This window comes from Microbispora sp. ATCC PTA-5024 (genome assembly GCF_000511135.2).
Lineage (GTDB): Bacteria > Actinomycetota > Actinomycetes > Streptosporangiales > Streptosporangiaceae > Microbispora > Microbispora corallina.
In genome coordinates, this window is record NZ_KI866522.1 from 1,571,874 (window position 1) to 1,587,559 (window position 15,686).

Annotated in this window: 16 protein-coding genes; 1 reads left to right on the forward strand and 15 read right to left on the reverse strand. The window is 72.3% G+C overall.

All coding sequences use genetic code 11. The features are described 5' to 3' along the window. Nucleotides 1–6 precede the first annotated feature (6 nt). From MPTA5024_RS06960 to MPTA5024_RS07015, 12 genes are all read right to left on the reverse strand, one after another. Nucleotides 7–549 (reverse strand): copper resistance CopC family protein, encoded by a 543-nt coding sequence (locus MPTA5024_RS06960; protein ID WP_051457792.1) that lies wholly within the window; start codon nt 547–549, stop codon nt 7–9. Nucleotides 550–670: 121 nt separating this feature from the next. Further along, on the reverse strand, nt 671–1,423 hold the full coding sequence (locus MPTA5024_RS06965) for a YcnI family protein (protein ID WP_084369469.1): 753 nt from the start codon (nt 1,421–1,423) through the stop codon (nt 671–673). 188 nt (nt 1,424–1,611) lie between these two features. Continuing rightward, a complete protein-coding gene (locus MPTA5024_RS06970; protein ID WP_036320883.1) occupies nt 1,612–2,190 on the reverse strand; it encodes a hypothetical protein in 579 nt (192 codons plus the stop codon). 207 nt (nt 2,191–2,397) lie between these two features. Then, nucleotides 2,398–3,240 (reverse strand): HpcH/HpaI aldolase/citrate lyase family protein, encoded by an 843-nt coding sequence (locus tag MPTA5024_RS06975; RefSeq protein WP_036320885.1) that lies wholly within the window; start codon nt 3,238–3,240, stop codon nt 2,398–2,400. Beyond that, on the reverse strand, nt 3,237–3,821 hold the full coding sequence (locus tag MPTA5024_RS06980) for a MaoC family dehydratase (RefSeq protein WP_051457793.1): 585 nt from the start codon (nt 3,819–3,821) through the stop codon (nt 3,237–3,239). Before MPTA5024_RS06980 ends, MPTA5024_RS06975 begins: the two co-directional genes overlap by 4 nt. A 52-nt stretch (nt 3,822–3,873) precedes the next feature. Then, a complete protein-coding gene (locus tag MPTA5024_RS06985) occupies nt 3,874–4,794 on the reverse strand; it encodes a succinylglutamate desuccinylase/aspartoacylase family protein (protein ID WP_051457794.1) in 921 nt (306 codons plus the stop codon). Next, a complete protein-coding gene (locus MPTA5024_RS06990; protein ID WP_036320887.1) occupies nt 4,791–5,648 on the reverse strand; it encodes an alpha/beta fold hydrolase in 858 nt (285 codons plus the stop codon). Before MPTA5024_RS06990 ends, MPTA5024_RS06985 begins: the two co-directional genes overlap by 4 nt. A 36-nt stretch (nt 5,649–5,684) precedes the next feature. After that, nucleotides 5,685–7,409 carry a DUF885 domain-containing protein gene (locus MPTA5024_RS06995; RefSeq protein ID WP_051457795.1) on the reverse strand — a complete coding sequence of 575 codons (1,725 nt, stop codon included), beginning with the start codon at nt 7,407–7,409 and terminating at the stop codon, nt 5,685–5,687. A 55-nt stretch (nt 7,410–7,464) separates the two neighbouring features. Beyond that, entirely contained in the window at nt 7,465–8,655 is a 1,191-nt protein-coding gene (locus tag MPTA5024_RS07000) for a dipeptidase (RefSeq protein WP_036320890.1), read from the reverse strand. Then, nucleotides 8,652–10,028 carry a dipeptidase gene (locus MPTA5024_RS07005; RefSeq protein WP_198166987.1) on the reverse strand — a complete coding sequence of 459 codons (1,377 nt, stop codon included), beginning with the start codon at nt 10,026–10,028 and terminating at the stop codon, nt 8,652–8,654. The genes MPTA5024_RS07000 and MPTA5024_RS07005 overlap by 4 nt, the downstream gene beginning before the upstream one ends. Continuing rightward, nucleotides 10,015–10,725: an SDR family NAD(P)-dependent oxidoreductase gene (locus MPTA5024_RS07010; RefSeq protein ID WP_036320893.1), complete on the reverse strand. Its 711-nt coding sequence runs from the start codon at nt 10,723–10,725 to the stop codon at nt 10,015–10,017. The genes MPTA5024_RS07005 and MPTA5024_RS07010 overlap by 14 nt, the downstream gene beginning before the upstream one ends. Beyond that, the gene (locus MPTA5024_RS07015; protein WP_036320894.1) at nt 10,710–11,423 is read right to left on the reverse strand and encodes a creatininase family protein; all 714 of its coding nucleotides are present in this window, start codon (nt 11,421–11,423) and stop codon (nt 10,710–10,712) included. Before MPTA5024_RS07015 ends, MPTA5024_RS07010 begins: the two co-directional genes overlap by 16 nt. A gap of 343 nt (nt 11,424–11,766) precedes the next feature. On the opposite strand from MPTA5024_RS07015, the gene MPTA5024_RS07020 reads away from it, so the two are divergent. Next, nucleotides 11,767–12,234 carry an Lrp/AsnC family transcriptional regulator gene (locus MPTA5024_RS07020; RefSeq protein ID WP_051457797.1) on the forward strand — a complete coding sequence of 156 codons (468 nt, stop codon included), beginning with the start codon at nt 11,767–11,769 and terminating at the stop codon, nt 12,232–12,234. A 91-nt stretch (nt 12,235–12,325) separates the two neighbouring features. Here MPTA5024_RS07020 and MPTA5024_RS07025 read toward each other — a convergent pair whose 3' ends face one another. From MPTA5024_RS07025 to MPTA5024_RS07035, 3 genes are read right to left on the reverse strand one after another with little or no spacing between them, the layout of a single operon-like run. After that, the gene (locus MPTA5024_RS07025) at nt 12,326–13,516 is read right to left on the reverse strand and encodes a CaiB/BaiF CoA transferase family protein (RefSeq protein ID WP_232326427.1); all 1,191 of its coding nucleotides are present in this window, start codon (nt 13,514–13,516) and stop codon (nt 12,326–12,328) included. Further along, a complete protein-coding gene (locus MPTA5024_RS07030) occupies nt 13,516–14,772 on the reverse strand; it encodes a methylaspartate ammonia-lyase (protein WP_036320898.1) in 1,257 nt (418 codons plus the stop codon). Before MPTA5024_RS07030 ends, MPTA5024_RS07025 begins: the two co-directional genes overlap by 1 nt. Beyond that, nucleotides 14,769–15,593, reverse strand: coding sequence for a M55 family metallopeptidase (locus MPTA5024_RS07035; protein ID WP_036320899.1), 825 nt, complete (start codon nt 15,591–15,593; stop codon nt 14,769–14,771). Before MPTA5024_RS07035 ends, MPTA5024_RS07030 begins: the two co-directional genes overlap by 4 nt. Between the last annotated feature and the right edge of the window lie 93 nt (nt 15,594–15,686).

The following is a 15,686-nucleotide window of genomic DNA, read 5'->3' on the forward strand; positions in this document are numbered from 1 at the left end:
CGTGGGTCAGGACGGTTCGTCCTTTTCGGCGTGCTTCTTCCCCCTCCCGCTCAGCAGCGCGGCCGCCCCGAGGACGACCAGTCCCGCGAGAACGGCCCACACCCATCCGGGGATGCCACTCTGCCCGCCGCCGCCGGCCGCCGCCGTCGCCGGCGCGCCGGCGGAGGGCGCCGCGCGACCCGGTGAGGTCGACGACGAGCGGACGGTGAACGGGATCTCACCCTCGACGGGATGGCCGTCGGAGGAGACGACGCGCCAGGCGACGGTGTAGCTGCCCGAGGGAAGCGGACCGGCCACGGCTTCGGTCACCTTGGGCCCGTCGGTTCTGGGGGTGCCCGATTCGAAGCGGTGTCCGGCGGCGTCGTGCAGGATCACGACAGGAAAGCTGACGTGGGCGCTGAACTCCAGCTCGATGTGATCGAGGCCGGAGACGACGGCGTTCTTGGCGGGCGTGCTGCTTCTCAGGCTGTCGTGCGCCGACGCGGGGGTGCCCCACACCGCCAGAAGCGTGCATGCCAGGCCGAGCAGAAGAAGCGCTCTGATTCTCATCGGATCTCCGAGTGCGCGAGGAGCCCGGGGGCCTCGCGTGGAAGCCCCCGGGCCTTCTCCGGACGGCGGGGTTCAGGCGCGGGAGCGGCGCAGCCCGGCCGCGTCCCCGCGCCTCACTGGGTCAGGCGCGGGAGCGGCGCAGCCCGGCCACGCCCACGGCCGTCCCGGCGATGCCGACGACGATGCCGATCCCCGCCAGGAGCCGGGCCGTGCCGTCGGAGTCGCTCTCCGAGGAGTGCGCGTCCTCCCTGACGGCCGCCACCGAGGGGGCGGCCGACCCTGCCGGCATGGGTGTGCCACCGTCGTGGTGGCCACCGGCGGCGTCGTCCCCGCTCGCCGCGACCAGCTGGAGCGTCGGCACCGGATGCTCCGCCTCCGACCCGTCGGCCTTCGGCGCGTCGGCCCACTTGACCGTCTCACCACTGGAGTAGGTCTGCGTGGTCGGGAACTGCAAGGAGTCGACATTCGTCGGCAGCGGACCGACCGACGCCTCGAACTCCTGGAACTGACCGGGATCGATCTTCCCGCCCGACCAGGTGATCTTCAGCACCGACTCGGTGACCTTGTCACCGTCGTCGTCGACCACTGGCTTGGGCAGCTTGCCCTGCGTCAGCTTCACCTCCCACCCCGGCACCGGCCGCACCGACACGAACGGCAGCGGGTGATCGGTCGGGAAATCGACCTCGACCTTGGTCGTGGACGCGTCGTCCCGCTCGTTCGGGACCCGGAAAGCGATCTTCGTCCAGCCGCCCTTCTCCGCGGTCCCCGGGTTGATCGTGACATGAGCCAGAGCCGGCAGGGCCAAGCCGAGCGTAAGCGCGAGCGCACCAGCGGTGACGGTGGCGGCGCGGCGCGTGATGGCAGACAGTGCCATGAGGGGTTTCTCCCGTCGTCGAACGTGAAAGCCACAAAACGCGCGGGCGCCCATCCGGCCACGCCGGACCGCCCGGCCGCCCTCGGCAAGGGGCCGGGACCGGCAGGCGTCAGCGGACCGGCACGGACGGCGTCCCGATCAGGGGTACGCGGCCGCGCGCGGGAAGGCTCACAAGAGCCTGAGAAACATCACAACGACGAAAGAAGAGGCGGCCCCCGCCGGACCACCGCATGCCGGAGCATCACGGCACGACCTGGCGCCCCGGCAGCGGCACAGGGAAGGACCCGGGGGCGGCCCGGCACGAGCGAACCGGCCTGCAGCAGCGCCAGCAGCGGCGCCAGCCACCCCAACGCGCCCGCACCGATCCGGCGCAGGATCGACCACAGCGCCGCCTCGCCCCGCGACAACCACCACCCGGTGATCAAGGCCGCGGTCAGATGCGCCACGAGCATCCCGGCCCGCACACTCAACGGATGACCGTGCCCATGAGCCCCGGGCACCACCACCGCCGCGGGCGGCGCGGCCGGCCCCAGCAACTCATGCAGAAAGACCTGAGCCGCCACCACCAGCGCGACGACGACCGACGGCGACCGCTCCCGGCCCGCCACCGCCGCAGCCCCCGCCAGCACCGCCAGCCCGCCCACGAGCAGCACCCGCGGCGTCGGCCCGGCACCACCGGCGAAACGATGCGCGCCCACGGCCAGCAGCACGCAGACGACCGAGAACGCGGCCGACCGCGCGAGCCGTAACGAAGCAGAGGCGCGCATGACGAGAACGACTATCCCACAAGGGGGCGGCGCCCCCAATGGCACCGGTGCGCCCACCGCGGATGGGCCGAGGCCACGACGCCGCCGTTCGGCCACGGCACCTCAGTCGCCCCGGCCTCGATTCACAGCGGGAGCCTTGTCCCCGCGGCGGCCACGAAGGCGAGCGGCCGGTGTGCGATCATCCCGAACCCGGCCGGGGACGCCTCGTCACGATCCGCCGCCCGCCGGCCTCTCCCCCGCGCGGGCGACGATGCGGCGGGCGAGCTCGAGACGAGGTGTGTCGACCATCTCGCCGTCGACTCGGACCGCGGCGCCCCCGGTCCCCTCCGCCACGTCGAGCACCCGCCGCGCCCACGCCAGCTCCCCGTCCGAGGGCGCGAACGCGGTGTGGACCGGATCTACCTGGCGCGGGTGCACACACAGCTTGCCGGTGAACCCGAGGGCCGCCGCCCGGCGGGCGGCCGCCAGGGTGACCGCCGCGTCGTCGATCTCGGGCTCGACCCCGTCGACCGGACCGGGCAGCCCGGCGGCCCGCGCCGCGAGGACGACCTTGCTGCGGGCGAACAGCAGCGCCTGCCCGTCCCCCCGGGGAATGCCCGTGTCGAGGCAGAAGTCGAGATCGCCGAACAGCAGTCGCGCCACGCCCGGCGCCTGCGCGACGAGATCCGCGTCCCGTACGCCCCGGGCGGACTCCAGCAACGCGAAGACCGGCACCCTCGGCCCGAGCACGGCGGCCACGGCGGCGACGTGCTCCGCCGACTCGGTCTTGGGCAGGACCACTCCGGCCAGCCCTGCGGCGCCGGCGAGCGCCGACAGGTCGCCCTCGTGCCACGGGGTGCCGATCCCGTTGACCCTGACCAGGGCCCGGTGGACGGACACGTGCGCGGTCGCCGCCGCCCGCGCCCGGGTCTTGTCCTGCGGGGCGACGCCGTCCTCGAGGTCGAGGATGACCGCGTCCGCGCCGCTGGCGGCGGCCTTCGCGAAGCGGTCGGGCCGGGTCGCGGGCACGAAGAGCAGGGTGCGCGCCGTCGTCCCGTACGCCCCTGTCATGGGGTGACGGGGGGCGTGTCGAGACCGGCGGCCTTCAGCGACCGCTCGTCCCACCGGGGGCCGACCTCGGTGCGCGCCGGGCCGTGGCCCCTCCGGTAGACCAGGAGGGTGCGCTCGAAGGTGATCACGATCACCCCGTCCTGGTTGAACCCGACGGTGCGCACCTCCACCACCCCCACGTCGGGACGGGAGGCCGACTCTCGCACCGCCAGCACTTCCGACTGCGAGTAGACGGTGTCGCCCTCGAACACCGGATTGGGCAGGCGCACCCGATCCCAGCCCAGGTTGGCCATCACGTTCATCGACACGTCGTGCACGCTCTGGCCGGTGACGAGGGCCAGCGTGAAGGTCGAGTCGACCAGGGGCCTGCCCCACTGCGTGCGCCCGGCGTAGTGCCGGTCGAAGTGGATCGCCGCCGTGTTCTGCGTCAGCAGGGTGAGCCACGCGTTGTCCACCTCCGTCACCGTACGGCCGAGGGGGTGCCGGTAGACGTCGCCGACGGCGAAGTCCTCCAGGTAGCGGCCCTCCCAGCTCACCGTCGGCGTCCGAGGCGAGGGAGAGGCGGTCGGGTTCTCGTCCATGTCGAGGTGTCCTTTGTCGTCCGGGATCGTCGGGCGGGTGGGCGGGATGCGTTCAGTCGCGGGCCAGGCCGAGCAGGAGTCCGTCGGCCGGGACCGCCGGGCTGCTCGTGAGGAACAGCGGGGTGCCCGCCTCGGGCGCCCGCACCTGGGCGAAGACGTCACCCCACACGTCGCTCATCGTTCCCAGCAGCCCGCCGGCCGGCACGGGCTGCCCCACCGCCACGGCGGGTTCCCACCAGCCAGCACGGTCGGTGCGCAGCCAGTGCCATCCCTCGTGCCGCCGGACGTCGCGCACCGGCCACGGCTCCCCGTCCAGCACTCCGGCCGTTCGGGCGACATTGGTCAGCCCGGCCAGGTGCCGGTCGACGGCGGCCCGGTCGAGCAGGCCGTTCTGGCCCGACTCGGCGATGACGGCCGGGATGCCGGCGTCCGCCGCGGCCGCGCAGGTGCTGCCCGCGACGGTCCGCGCCACCGCGGGCTGCCGGACGACGTGACCGGCGCCGTACGCCAGGGCGAGCTCCAGCGAGGCCGCCTCGACCGGGGACTCCTCGTACATGGTGAACGGCTCCAGCGACTCGGGCAGGTCGCCCGCGTGCATGTCGACGAGGTAGTCGGAGCCGAGGACGAACTCGGTGAAGACGTGGTGCGCGAGCACCTCCGTGAACGATCCGCCGGGGTCGCCGGGGAAGGTCCGGTTCAGGTTCCTGCCGTCGGCCGGGACGACGAACGGCGTCCTGGCCCAGAACCCCGGCACGTTCACGACCGGGACCACGACGATCCGGCCGCGGACGGCGGCCACGTCGAGGTCCCGGACGAACTCGCGGACGGCCGCGATCGAGGCGTACTCGGCGCCGTGCACGCCCGACAGCACGGTGAGCCGCGGCCCGTCCCCGCGCCCGCGGACGTCGAAGTACGGGATGTCCAGCCCTTCGGGCCCAAGTCCGGGGATGTGGAGGGTCCGCCGCTCGATCATCGGGCCGCCGCCCCGAGGTCCGGGAGCGCGTCGGCGAGGAAGTCGCGCATCGTCCGCTGGAACAGCTCCGCCTCCTCGAACTGCGGGGAGTGCCCGGACTTCTCGAAGACGACCAGCCTGGCATCGGGGATGAGGGAGGCGATGGTCTCCGACGACGACACGGGGGTCACCCAGTCGTGGCGGCCCACGGTGACGAGGGTGGGGCAGGCGACGGACGGAAGCCCCGGCTTGACGTCGTAGACAGGCGCGTTGTGCTGGAAGCACCAGTTGTGCGCCTCGTGACGGTAGATGCCGGCCTCGACCCGGGCCGCCGTCTCCACCGGGTCGTACTCGTAGTCGTACAAGGGGATCAGCTCGGCCCAGCGGGCCTTCAGGTCGGCGTCGTCGCGGATGGCGCCGGTCCAGTACCGCTCGTAGTTGTCCCAGTCGAGCTCGACCCGGGTCTGCTTGCGGGCGTTCTCATGGGCGAGCTTCAGGTTGGTCCAGTCGGGCGAGGTGTCCCGCAGGATCATCGCCCGCACCCGGTCGGGGTAGGCGATCGCGTACTCCATGGCGATGAACCCGCCGTAGGAGCCGCCGGCGACCACGATCGAGTCGGCCCCGGCCCACTCCCGCAGGCCGTCGACGTCGGCGGCCCACTGGGCGTGCGAATACGGCGGGACGCCCTCGCTCAGGCCGCAGCCGCGGGCGTCGAACACGACGACGCGGAACAGGTCGGACAGCGGGCCGAAGGTGGCTTTCGGCTCCGCCAGCGAGCCGATGCCCCCGCCGCCGTGGTGGGCGATGAGGACAGGGGCGCCCTCCTCGCCGAGGACCTCGACGTTGAGCCGCGCTCCGTTGATCTCTACGAACATGTGCACTCCTCACTGGGCAGGCGTCGGCGTGCCGGCTCAGGCCGCCGCGGAGTCGATCCAGGCGGCCACGATCTGGTCCAGCACGCCGAGCGGGACCGCGCCGTTGCCGAGCACCGTCCCGTGGAAGGCGCGGATGTCGAACCGGGGTCCGAGCCGGGTCTCCGCCAGGGCGCGCAGCCGGCGGATCTCGCGCCGCCCGATCATGTACGCCAGGGCCTGGCCGGGCCACGCGATGTAGCGGTCGATCTCGTTGCGGACGTTGGCCCGGGTGGTGGCGGTGTTGTCCCACATGAACCGCATGGCCTCCTGGCGCGACCAGCCGAGGTGGTGCATGCCGGTGTCGACCACCAGCCGGCAGGCGCGCAGCGCGTCGAAGGAGAGCATGCCCAGCCGGGCGACGTCCGAGGTGTACAGCCCCATCTCGTCGGCCAGCCGTTCGCTGTACAGGCCCCACCCTTCGACGTAGCCGCACACCTCGGCGTCCAGGAAGCGCCGGTACGCGGGGAGTTCCGTCAGCGTCTGCGCCGAGGCGATCTGCAGGTGGTGGCCCGGCGTGCTCTCGTGGAAGGCCAGCGCCTCGTACTCGTAGACGAACCGCTCCCGCGGGTCTGTCGTGAGAACGCAGTGGGCGCCCGGACGGGAGCCGTCGCCGGCCGGCGGCCGGTAGTGGGCGAGCGCGGCGTTGCCCGCCTCGATCGGGTTGATCTCCTCGATGACGCAGTCGGCGATGTCGTACGAGGGGAACCAGTCGTCCCGGGCCTCCTCCGCCCGGCGGAGGGCGTCGGTGACCACGTCGACGATCTGGGCCGCCGAGCCGAACCGGAGCGAGGGGTCGTCCCGCAGCCGCGCCAGGACCTCCCCCACGTCGCTCGTGCCGAGCACCCTGCCGCCCAGCTCGGCCCATTCCTGTCTCAGCTCCGCGAGACAGTCGAGGCCTATCTGATGGATCTCCTCCGGAGACAGGTCCGTGGTGGTGTGGCGCCGCACCGCGGCCCGGTAGCCCTCCTCGCCACCGGGGACGAAGCGGACGCCGACCCGCTCGTCGGGCCGGGCCACGGGCAGCAGCTCGTCGCGGAGGCCGGCCAGCAGCCGCCGGAGCGCGGGACGGACGGACTCCTCGACGACGCGGGCGGCCTGCGCCCTGACGCGGTCCTCGTCGACGTCGCCAGGCAGCCGGGGGCTGAGCAGCGTGTCGTCGGCCAGACTCAGCGACAGGTGGCCGGTGAGCTGGTCGACGGCCTGGCCTACGCCGACCCGGGTCGGGACCCGCCCGTCCGCCATGGCCGCCCGATAGCGGTCGAGGATCGCGTCGACGAACCCGGGCAGTGCGGTCAGCCGCCCGAGGTACCGGTCCACGGCCGCCGCGTCGGTGATGGACGCCGCCGGGACCGACATGAACATCATCGCCTGCGGTGACGAGTAGCCGTCCGCGGACGCGGCCGTCTCCCACAGCCCGTGCTCCAGATCGGACCGCACGCCCCAGGCGAGGCGGCCGAGCACCGCGTGGTTGACGCGGTCGGCCGGGTTGAGGCCGCCGGGGTCGATCTCCGCCAGCCGCCGTTCGATGTCCGCGATCTTCGCGGCGTCGGCGGCCGAGCCGGCGCGGCTGCAGTCGGGCACCAGGCCGTCGAAGCCCGAGACGCCGAGCAGGGTGGCGCTGAAGGGGTCGGCCGTGTGCTTCACCTGGAAGAACTCGTCGCTCAGCCGGGCGAGCCGGTCGTCCGCGCCGGTGGTCGCCGGGGACTGGTCGTCGGGATCCACTGGTCCTCTTTCCTGTGTCTTCTCGTGCCGGGGGAAACGCGGGGGCGGCCGCTTCCTAGGCCCAGATGCGCCCGAGCGCGCGAAGGATGTTGCCGCCGAGCACGGCCGTGATCTCGCTGTCGGACAGCCCCTCCCGCACGAGCAGTCCGCAGATGTTGCCGAAGTTCTCGGTCGGGTTCTCCAGCCCGTCGACGTACTCGACCTTCTCGAAGGACGGACCCCCGGGGGCCGCGGCGCCCACCTTGAGCAGGTGCCCGAAGACGTCGTGCAGCCCGACGTGGTCGCCGTAGAGGGTGTCGGGCCCGAACGCGACGTGCTCGATGCCGACGAGGTCCGCGCAGTACCTGAAGTGGTCCATCACCGACAGGATGGTGTGCCGGGGATGGGCAGCGGACAGCGTCGTGTGGGGCGCCGCCGACATCCCGATGACTCCGCCCGTCTCGGCGACCGCGCGCAGGACGTGGTCCGGCTTCATCCGCGGCGTGTCCCACACGGCGCGCGCCCCGGCGTGCGTCATGAACACGGGGCGCTCGCTCGCGGCGCAGACGTCCACGCCGGTCCGGTCCGAGGAGTGCGAGATGTCGATCGCCAGGCCCAGCTTGTTCATCCTGGCGACGGCGCGCCTGCCGAAGTCGGTGAGGCCGCCGTCCGTGGTCTCGTTCAGACCGCTGCCCAGGGCGTTGGCCTCGGAGTAGGCGATGCCGATCTGCCGGAGGCCGAGGCCGTACAGGACGTCGAGACGGTCGAGCTCGTTCTCGATCGGCGTCGCCGCCTCCAGCCCGAACAGCAGCCCGACCTTGCCCGACGCGTGCGCGTGCTCGATGTCGCCCATCGTCCGGATCACGATCACGTCGCTCTGGTGGGCGACGTCGGCCTGGCGCATGCCGAGGTCGGTGACGACGTCGAGCCAGCGCCACGGCGCGTTGCCCGTCACGCAGGCCGTGCCGTCCATCATGTTGTCGAACACGACGGTCATGCCCGAGGCGAGGAGCCCGGCGAACGCCGTGTGCTGGCGTCCGGTCCGGTTGTACTCCGGCGTCCGCCTCATGTCCGCGGGGAACCGGACGGGATGGTCGTGCAGGCTGATCACGACGTTGTCCCGCAGCAGCCGCGCGGCCCGTTCCCGTTCCGGCTCGCTCAGCCCGTCCGCGTACGGCGGCACGCGGCCGAACTCGGGCGCCAGGTCGAAGGCCGGGAAGTCGACGCCGGGGGTGAGGTACCCGTACGACTCGTACCCTGTGGTCATCGCGTGACGTCCGTCCGGACCGGCGCCAGCCGGTGCGGCCCGTCGGCGAGCAGCCGCCACAGGTGCTCCCAGGCGCGCATCCCCTCGCGCAGGCGGGGGATCCGCATGAACTCGTTGGGCGCGTGCAGGTTCTCGTCGGCGGTGGAGAAGGAGAAGAACAGCGTCTTCGCGCCGAGGACCTCCTCGAACAGCGCCGTCGCGGGCAGTGTCCCCGCGATGACGGCCAGCAGGACGTCCTGGCCGGGGTAGACGTGCCCGAGCGCCTCGGCGGCGGCGCGGATCGCCGGGTGGCCGGCGGGGATCGTGTACGCGGGCACCCCGCCCTCGTCGGCCCGTACGGCGACGCGGACACCGGGGATCTTCTGGGCGAGCACGTGGTCGTTGATCGCCTGGAGCACCCGTTCCGGGCGCTGGCCCGGCACGAGACGGCAGGAGATGTGGGCGGTCGCGACGTGCGGGATCACCGTGTACTTGCCTCCGGCAAGGACGCCGTTGATCTCGAGGGTGGGACGCTCCCACAGCCGCTCCAGCGTGCTGTGGCCGGCCTCGCCGAAGAGGGCCTCGAGACCGAGGTCGTCCCTGTAGCGGTCCTCGTCGAACGGCACCGCCGCGATGTCGGCGCGGCGCTCGTCGCTCAGCTCGGGGATGCCGTCGTAGAAGCCGTCGACCGCGACCCTGCCGTCGGCCGTGTGCAGCCCGGCCAGGATCTCGCTGAGAGCGTGCGCCGGGTTGGCGACGGTGCCGCCGTACCGCCCGGAGTGCAGGTCGGTGGCCGCGCCGGTCACCTCGATGTCGAGCGTCACCAGGCCCTTCGACGCGATCGACAACGAGGGCTCGCCCGGCCGCCACATCGCCCCGTCGGCCGAGATGACCAGGTCGGCCGCGAGATCGTCCGCGTGCTCGCGCAGGTATGCGGGGAGGTGGGGGCTGCCGATCTCCTCCTCGCCCTCGAAGAGGAACTTGACGTTCAGCGGCAGCGCGCCTTCCTGCTCGATGAACGCCTGCGCCACCTTGAGCACGATGAAGACCGGGCCCTTGTCGTCGGTGACCCCGCGCCCGCGAATCACGTCGCCGTCGACGCGCAGTTCGAAGGGCGGGGTGCGCCACTCGGCCGGATCACCGGTCGGCTGCACGTCGTAGTGGCCGTACACGAGGATGGTGGGAGCGCCCGGCGCCCCGAGCCACTCGCCCCGCACGACGGGGTGGCCGGCAGTGGCGACGACGCGGCCGCCGGCGAAGGACAGCTGGGCCGCGAGCCACTCGGCGGCGGTCCGCATGGTCTGCTCGTCGGCGTCCCGGCTGACACTGGGCACCGCGACGTACTCGGCGAGCTCGTCGAGGTAGGCGGCGTCGGTCGAATCAAAAGAGAGCATGTCCACCATCAATCGAGAGGGTCTGACCGGTGATCCAGGATGAGGATTCGGAGACGAAGAACCGGACGCCGTGCGCGATGTCCTCCGGCCGGCCGAGCCGGCGCACCGCGATGCCCTCGACGAGCGCGGCCTGCCCCTGCTCGCCGTAGCTCTCCCACTGCTTGATCGTCGTGGGGTTGGACAGGACGAACCCCGGCGCGATGCAGTTGACCGTGATGCCGAACCGCCCCAGTTCGTGCGCCATCTGACGGGTGAAGCCGATCTGCCCGGCCTTCGCGCTGGCGTAGGCCTGGATGCCGGTCAGGCTGACGCTGCGGCCCGCGCCCGACGAGATGTTCACGATGCGGCCGAAGCCGCGCCGCTTCATGCCCGGCACCGCCGCCCTGGTGCATAGGAAGGTGCTGGTGAGGTTGGCCGCGACGACGGCGGACCAGTCCTCGTCGCCGACCTCCTCGAGAGGGTGGTGGACCTGGCCGACCACCCCGCCGGCGTTGTTGACCAGGATGTCGACGTCGCCGATCTCGGCGAAGAAGGCGTTGACCGCGGACGAGTCCGTGACGTCCACCGTGTCCTTGTCGACGCCGTGCACCCGGGCCCCGTCCGCCTCGAGCGCGGCGGCGATGGCCGCCCCGATTCCGTGGGCCGTGCCGGTGACGACGGCGACCCTGTCCCTGACCGCCGTCACTGGTCGAGCCATCCCTTCTCGAGCAGCTCGCGGACCTCGGCGACACCGGCGTCCCACACGACCTGCATGTCCTCGTCGCTGCGCTGGTAGGCCCCGCCCAGGCTGCCGTCCGGGGACAGCTCCCTCATCTCGCGCGCGGTCACGTTGTCGGCCAGCGACCTCGCCAGGACCGGCGCGCTGCCGCCGGGGATCTCGGCGCCGTCGACCCTGGTCCAGGCGAAGTTCTCCAGCCAGGAGCCGTGGAACTGGTCGTCGTCGAACCGGGACGCGGCCTCCGCCGTCTTCGGCGCGTTGTACCAGCTGTGGAACAGCACCTCCACCCGTTCGGCGCGCGGCAGGCAGACCCATTCGCGGATGAGGCCGGCGACGGGAGCGTTGCCGCCATGGCCGTTGATCACCGCGATCCGCCGGAACCCCTGGGAGGCCAGGCAGTCCAGCAGGTCGCGGATCACCTCGATGTACGTGCTCATGCGCAGGCTCATGCTGCCCGGGTACTCCACGAAGTACGGCGCCATGCCGAACGGCAGGACCGGCAGGACCGGCACCCCGAGCGGCTCGGCCGCCTCCACCGACACACGCTCGGCCAGCACCGCGTCCGTCCCGAGCGAGAGGTACCCATGCTGCTCGGTCGACCCGACCGGGAGCACGATGCGATCGTCGCGTTGGAGGTAGTCGGCGATCTGCATCCAGTTGCTGTCGAAGACCCGCACCGGTCCTCACGCTCCGTTTCTGGCGATGCGAAGTGAAACCTCAGTCGACCTTGACGGCCGTCAACTGTAAGGGGAGTTGGGTCACATACTAACCATTTGTCGCTCAAATACCAGCCCTGAACTCCAGTTGCATCCGGCCGCTCCCCCGCCTCCCCGGCCCTCGCGAGATGTGGCAGCCGTCATAGGGCCGACTTCGGTGGATCCGCTCTCCGCACTCCTCCGGCCGGGTAGCCTTCCCGCCATGCCCCCTCGCCGCCGCTCTCCCGCGCCGAGCACCTCGACCGCTCCGCTGCGTGATCTCGCCGAAAAGCCGGCCCAGTCGCCCCCTGTTCCACTCGACGACGTGGACAAGCAGATACTCGTCCTGCTCAGCCAGGACTCCAGGCGCTCGCAGCGCGCGCTCGCCCGCGAGCTCGGGATGTCCGCCCCCGCCGTCGGCGAGCGCATCGCCCGGCTGGAACGTCTCGGCGTCATCCGGGGGTACGGCGTCCGTCTGGACTGGAGCGCCGCGGGATACCCGATGACGGTGTACCTGACCATCACGGCCGTGCAGGGCTACCAGCAGCGGGACCTCGTCGAGGAGCTCGCGCTCATCCCCGAGCTGGAGGGGCTCGACATCGTCACCGGCGCGATCGACATGCTGGCCCGGCTCCGGGTGCGCGACCACATGCACCTGCGGCAACTGCTCATGGACCGCATCTGGCAGATCGAGGGCGTGCAGCGCACCGAGACGGCGCTGAGCCTGGTGGAGATAGAGCCGAAGAACCTGGTGGCCGAGTTGCTGGCGGCCCCGTCCGGCGAGCCGGTCTGAGCGTCCCGGCCCGCCCACGGGGGCACGTGCGGTCTGCGGAGGTGCGCGGCGGGTCAGGGGCCGCGGGGCGGCGTGGTCATCAGGGGCGCCCTCACCGCGCCGCGGCGGCGCCGCGCAGTCGTTCGACGCGCTCCGCGTCGTAGCCGAGCAGCTCGCCCAGGACGTAGTCGGCGTCCTCGTCCCGGCGGGGCGCGCGGGTGTGCCGAGGCCGCTGCGCGCCCACCCTCAGCGGGCTCGCGACCTGCCGGACGGTGCCGAAGTGGGGGTGGTCGGTTTCGACGACCATGCCCCGGGCGGCCGTGTGGGGATCCCGCAGCGCCTCCGCCACGGTGTTCACGGGCCCGCAGGGCACCCCGGCCGACCGCAGCAGGTCCAGCCAGTGCTCGCCCGGCGCCGTGGCGAACACCGCCTCCAGCTCGGCCAGCAGGGCGTCCGCGTTCCGCCGCCGGGCGGCGAAGTCCCGATAGCGCGGGTCGTCCGGCCACTCCGGGTGCCCGAGGGCCTCGGCGAGGCGGCGGAAGAACTTCTCCTTCGGACAGGCGACCACGATCCAGCCGTCCCCCGTGGGAAAGGCCTGGAAGGGAACGAGCGACGGATGGGCGGAGTGGTGGGTCCGCCGGGGCTCGAAGTCGCCGTTGAGCTGCCAGGCGGCGGGGTAGGTCAGCATCGAGATCGCCGTGTCGAACAGGCTGACGTCGCAGTCGGCGCCGACCCCGTCGCGGCGCGCCGCGTGCAGCGCCGCCAGGATCGACGCCGCCGCCACCAGCCCGCCCGAGTAGTCCACCAGCGAGAGCCCCGACTTGGTGGGCGGTCCCCCGGGCTCGCCGGTGAGGTCCATCCAGCCGGCCATGCCCTGCAGCACGTAGTCGTACCCGGGTTCAGCGCTGCGCGGCCCCGTCATCCCGAACCCGCTGAGCGAGCTGCACACGATCGCGGGGTTGAGATGCTTCAGGTCGTCGTAGCGGATCCTCAGCTTGGCCGGGACGTCCCCCCTCAGGTTCGAGTGCACCACGTCGCTGACCCTGACCAGGTCCTCGAACACCGCACGGCCCTCCGGCGCCGAGATGTCGAGGCTCAGGCTGCGCTTGTTGCGGTTGAACGTCTCGAAGAACAGGCTGTCCTCGCCGTGCTGCTCGGGAACGACGTACCTCCCGACGTCCCCCCCGGTGGACGGGTCCTCGATCTTGATGACCTCGGCTCCGAGGTCCGCCAGGTGCACGCTCCCGAACGGCCCGGCGCCGTACTGCTCGACCGCGATGATCCTCACGTCCTCCAGCGGCATCACGGCAGGACCATCTCCCGTCGCGCCGCGGCGATCGCCGCCCCCCGTGCCATCTCGTTCCCCACGATCATCAGTCCCTCGTCCACTCCCATTCCGGGTTTGGCCAGCACCTGGCTCGCGCCGCAGGCCATCGCCACGTGGGCGGTGACCTGCGCCGAGCGGTCCGTCTCGTTGCACGTCCCGCCGCAGTAGGCCATGAGGCCGCGGTCGCGGACCAGCAGCAGCGCCTCGACGGTGTCGCCGATGCCGCCGAGATCGGGCGTCTTGACGTGGATGACGTCGGCGGCGCCGTGGTCGACGAACATCTCGATGTCCTCCAGCGTGTTGCACCACTCGTCGACCGCGATCTTCACCTGTGCCCCCGTCCGCCGCAGCGCGGACCGGAGCCGCACGTACGCCTCGATCTGGGCCTCCCGGCCACCGGCGTCGATCGGGTGCTCCACGACCAGCTCGTGCGGGCCGGCGATCTCGCCCAGACGGGCGAGGTAGCCGGCGACCGCCTCGACGTCCCCGCCGAAGGCCAGGCCCACGGTGCCGTAGGTGTCGACGTGCAGCCGCGGCACGTAGGCGGCGTCGGGCCGCAGCGCGGCGATCCTCGCCACGAGCCACCGCAGGTAGCCCTCGAGGAGCTCGCCCCGGCGGCCCAGCTTGGCGTCGACGTTGTTGATCAGCCCGTGCGGCAGGACGTCCACCCGTTTGAGGATCATCTTCTCGGCGTTGGCGTAGCGGTCGTCGCCGGTCTGCGCGAACATCGGCACCGGTTCGAGGTCCACGCCCGTCGCGTACTCGTCGCGCACGACCTCGGCCATGGTGAGGCGCCGGCTCAGGGCGACGGCGTCGAGGAGCGCCTGCGTCACGCCGTACCGGACGGCCGTGTGCAGCGGACCCGAGGCCGTGCGGCAGGCGTCGATCCGTCCGGCGAGCTCGCGGAACGAGCCGAGCTCCGCGCCCACCAGCATCGGTGCCAGGTGCTCCTCGACGACCCGGGCGGCCTCCTCGGCGCCGAACAGCGGGTCACGCCCGCCGGCGCCGCTGTACTGCACCGCGGCGCAGTCGCCGTGGGCCACCGAGCCGTCCTCCAGGAGCAGCAGGACCGACAGCGCCTCGCCGGCCTGCCGGATCGCGGAGAAGCCCGGCGTCACCGGGACGCCCGAGTAGGCGAAGCCGTCGTGCTCGGCCCCCGCCCTGATGGCCGCCTGGTCGTCGGCGAAGAAGCCGGTGCGGACCGGCCGGGTCAGCACGCTGACGATTCTCATTCGACCAGCCCCCGGCAGAGCAGGACGACGGTGATGAAGGTCTGGTAGATCCACAGTGGGTCGTCTCCGGTGATGACCGCCGACAGGTCCCCGGTCCGCTCGACGCCGGCGATCCTCGCGGCCAGCTCGCAGTAGTCGCTGCTGCGGAAGGACAGGCCCAGCGTCACGGGGACGCCGACGGGCGGCGGCGCCGCGCCGGGCAGTCCCTCGACGGCCTCGCGCGCCCGCTCGCGGATCAGGTCCCTGGCCGCCTCCGGGTGCAGCGCCTCGGCGGAGAACCTGGACACCGACCGCTTCACGACCGCGGTCCTGATGCCGGGGCAGAACCGCTCGGTCTCCTCGGCCGTCGTCGCGTCGCCTGTCACCAGCACGATCGGCACGCCGTACGCGGCCGCGACCAGCGCGTTGACGCCCGCCTCGCCGGCGACCACTCCGTTGACCGTGACCTCGGCGAACGCCATGGGGAAGTAGGTGTGCGACAGGACCGACCCCCTGCTGCCCATCGAGCCGTGGTACGACACCAGGAAGACGGCGTCGTAGCTCGCGTCGAGCCCCTGCATCATGTACATCGGCTTGTAGCGGCCCGACAGGTAGCCGGCGCGTCCGGCGAGGGCGTCCGGTTTCAGGTTCGCCATCTTCGAGTGCGCGTCGTTCACCAGGAACTCCGTGGCGCCCGCCTGCATGGCGCCCTCGATGGCGGCGTTGATCTCCCCGGTCAGCAACTCGGTGTAGTAGGGGTACTGCGATCCGCCGGCGACGCACTGGTCCCAGTCGACGACGCCGGCGGTTCCCTCCATGTCGGAGGAGATGAAGATCCTCACAGGAGCACGCTCCTCTGGAGCGCGGCCGGGCCGGAGCCGCGGCGGGCGGGTATCCCCATGGCCGCGGGGAGTCCCGCCTCCCTCCGCTCGCCG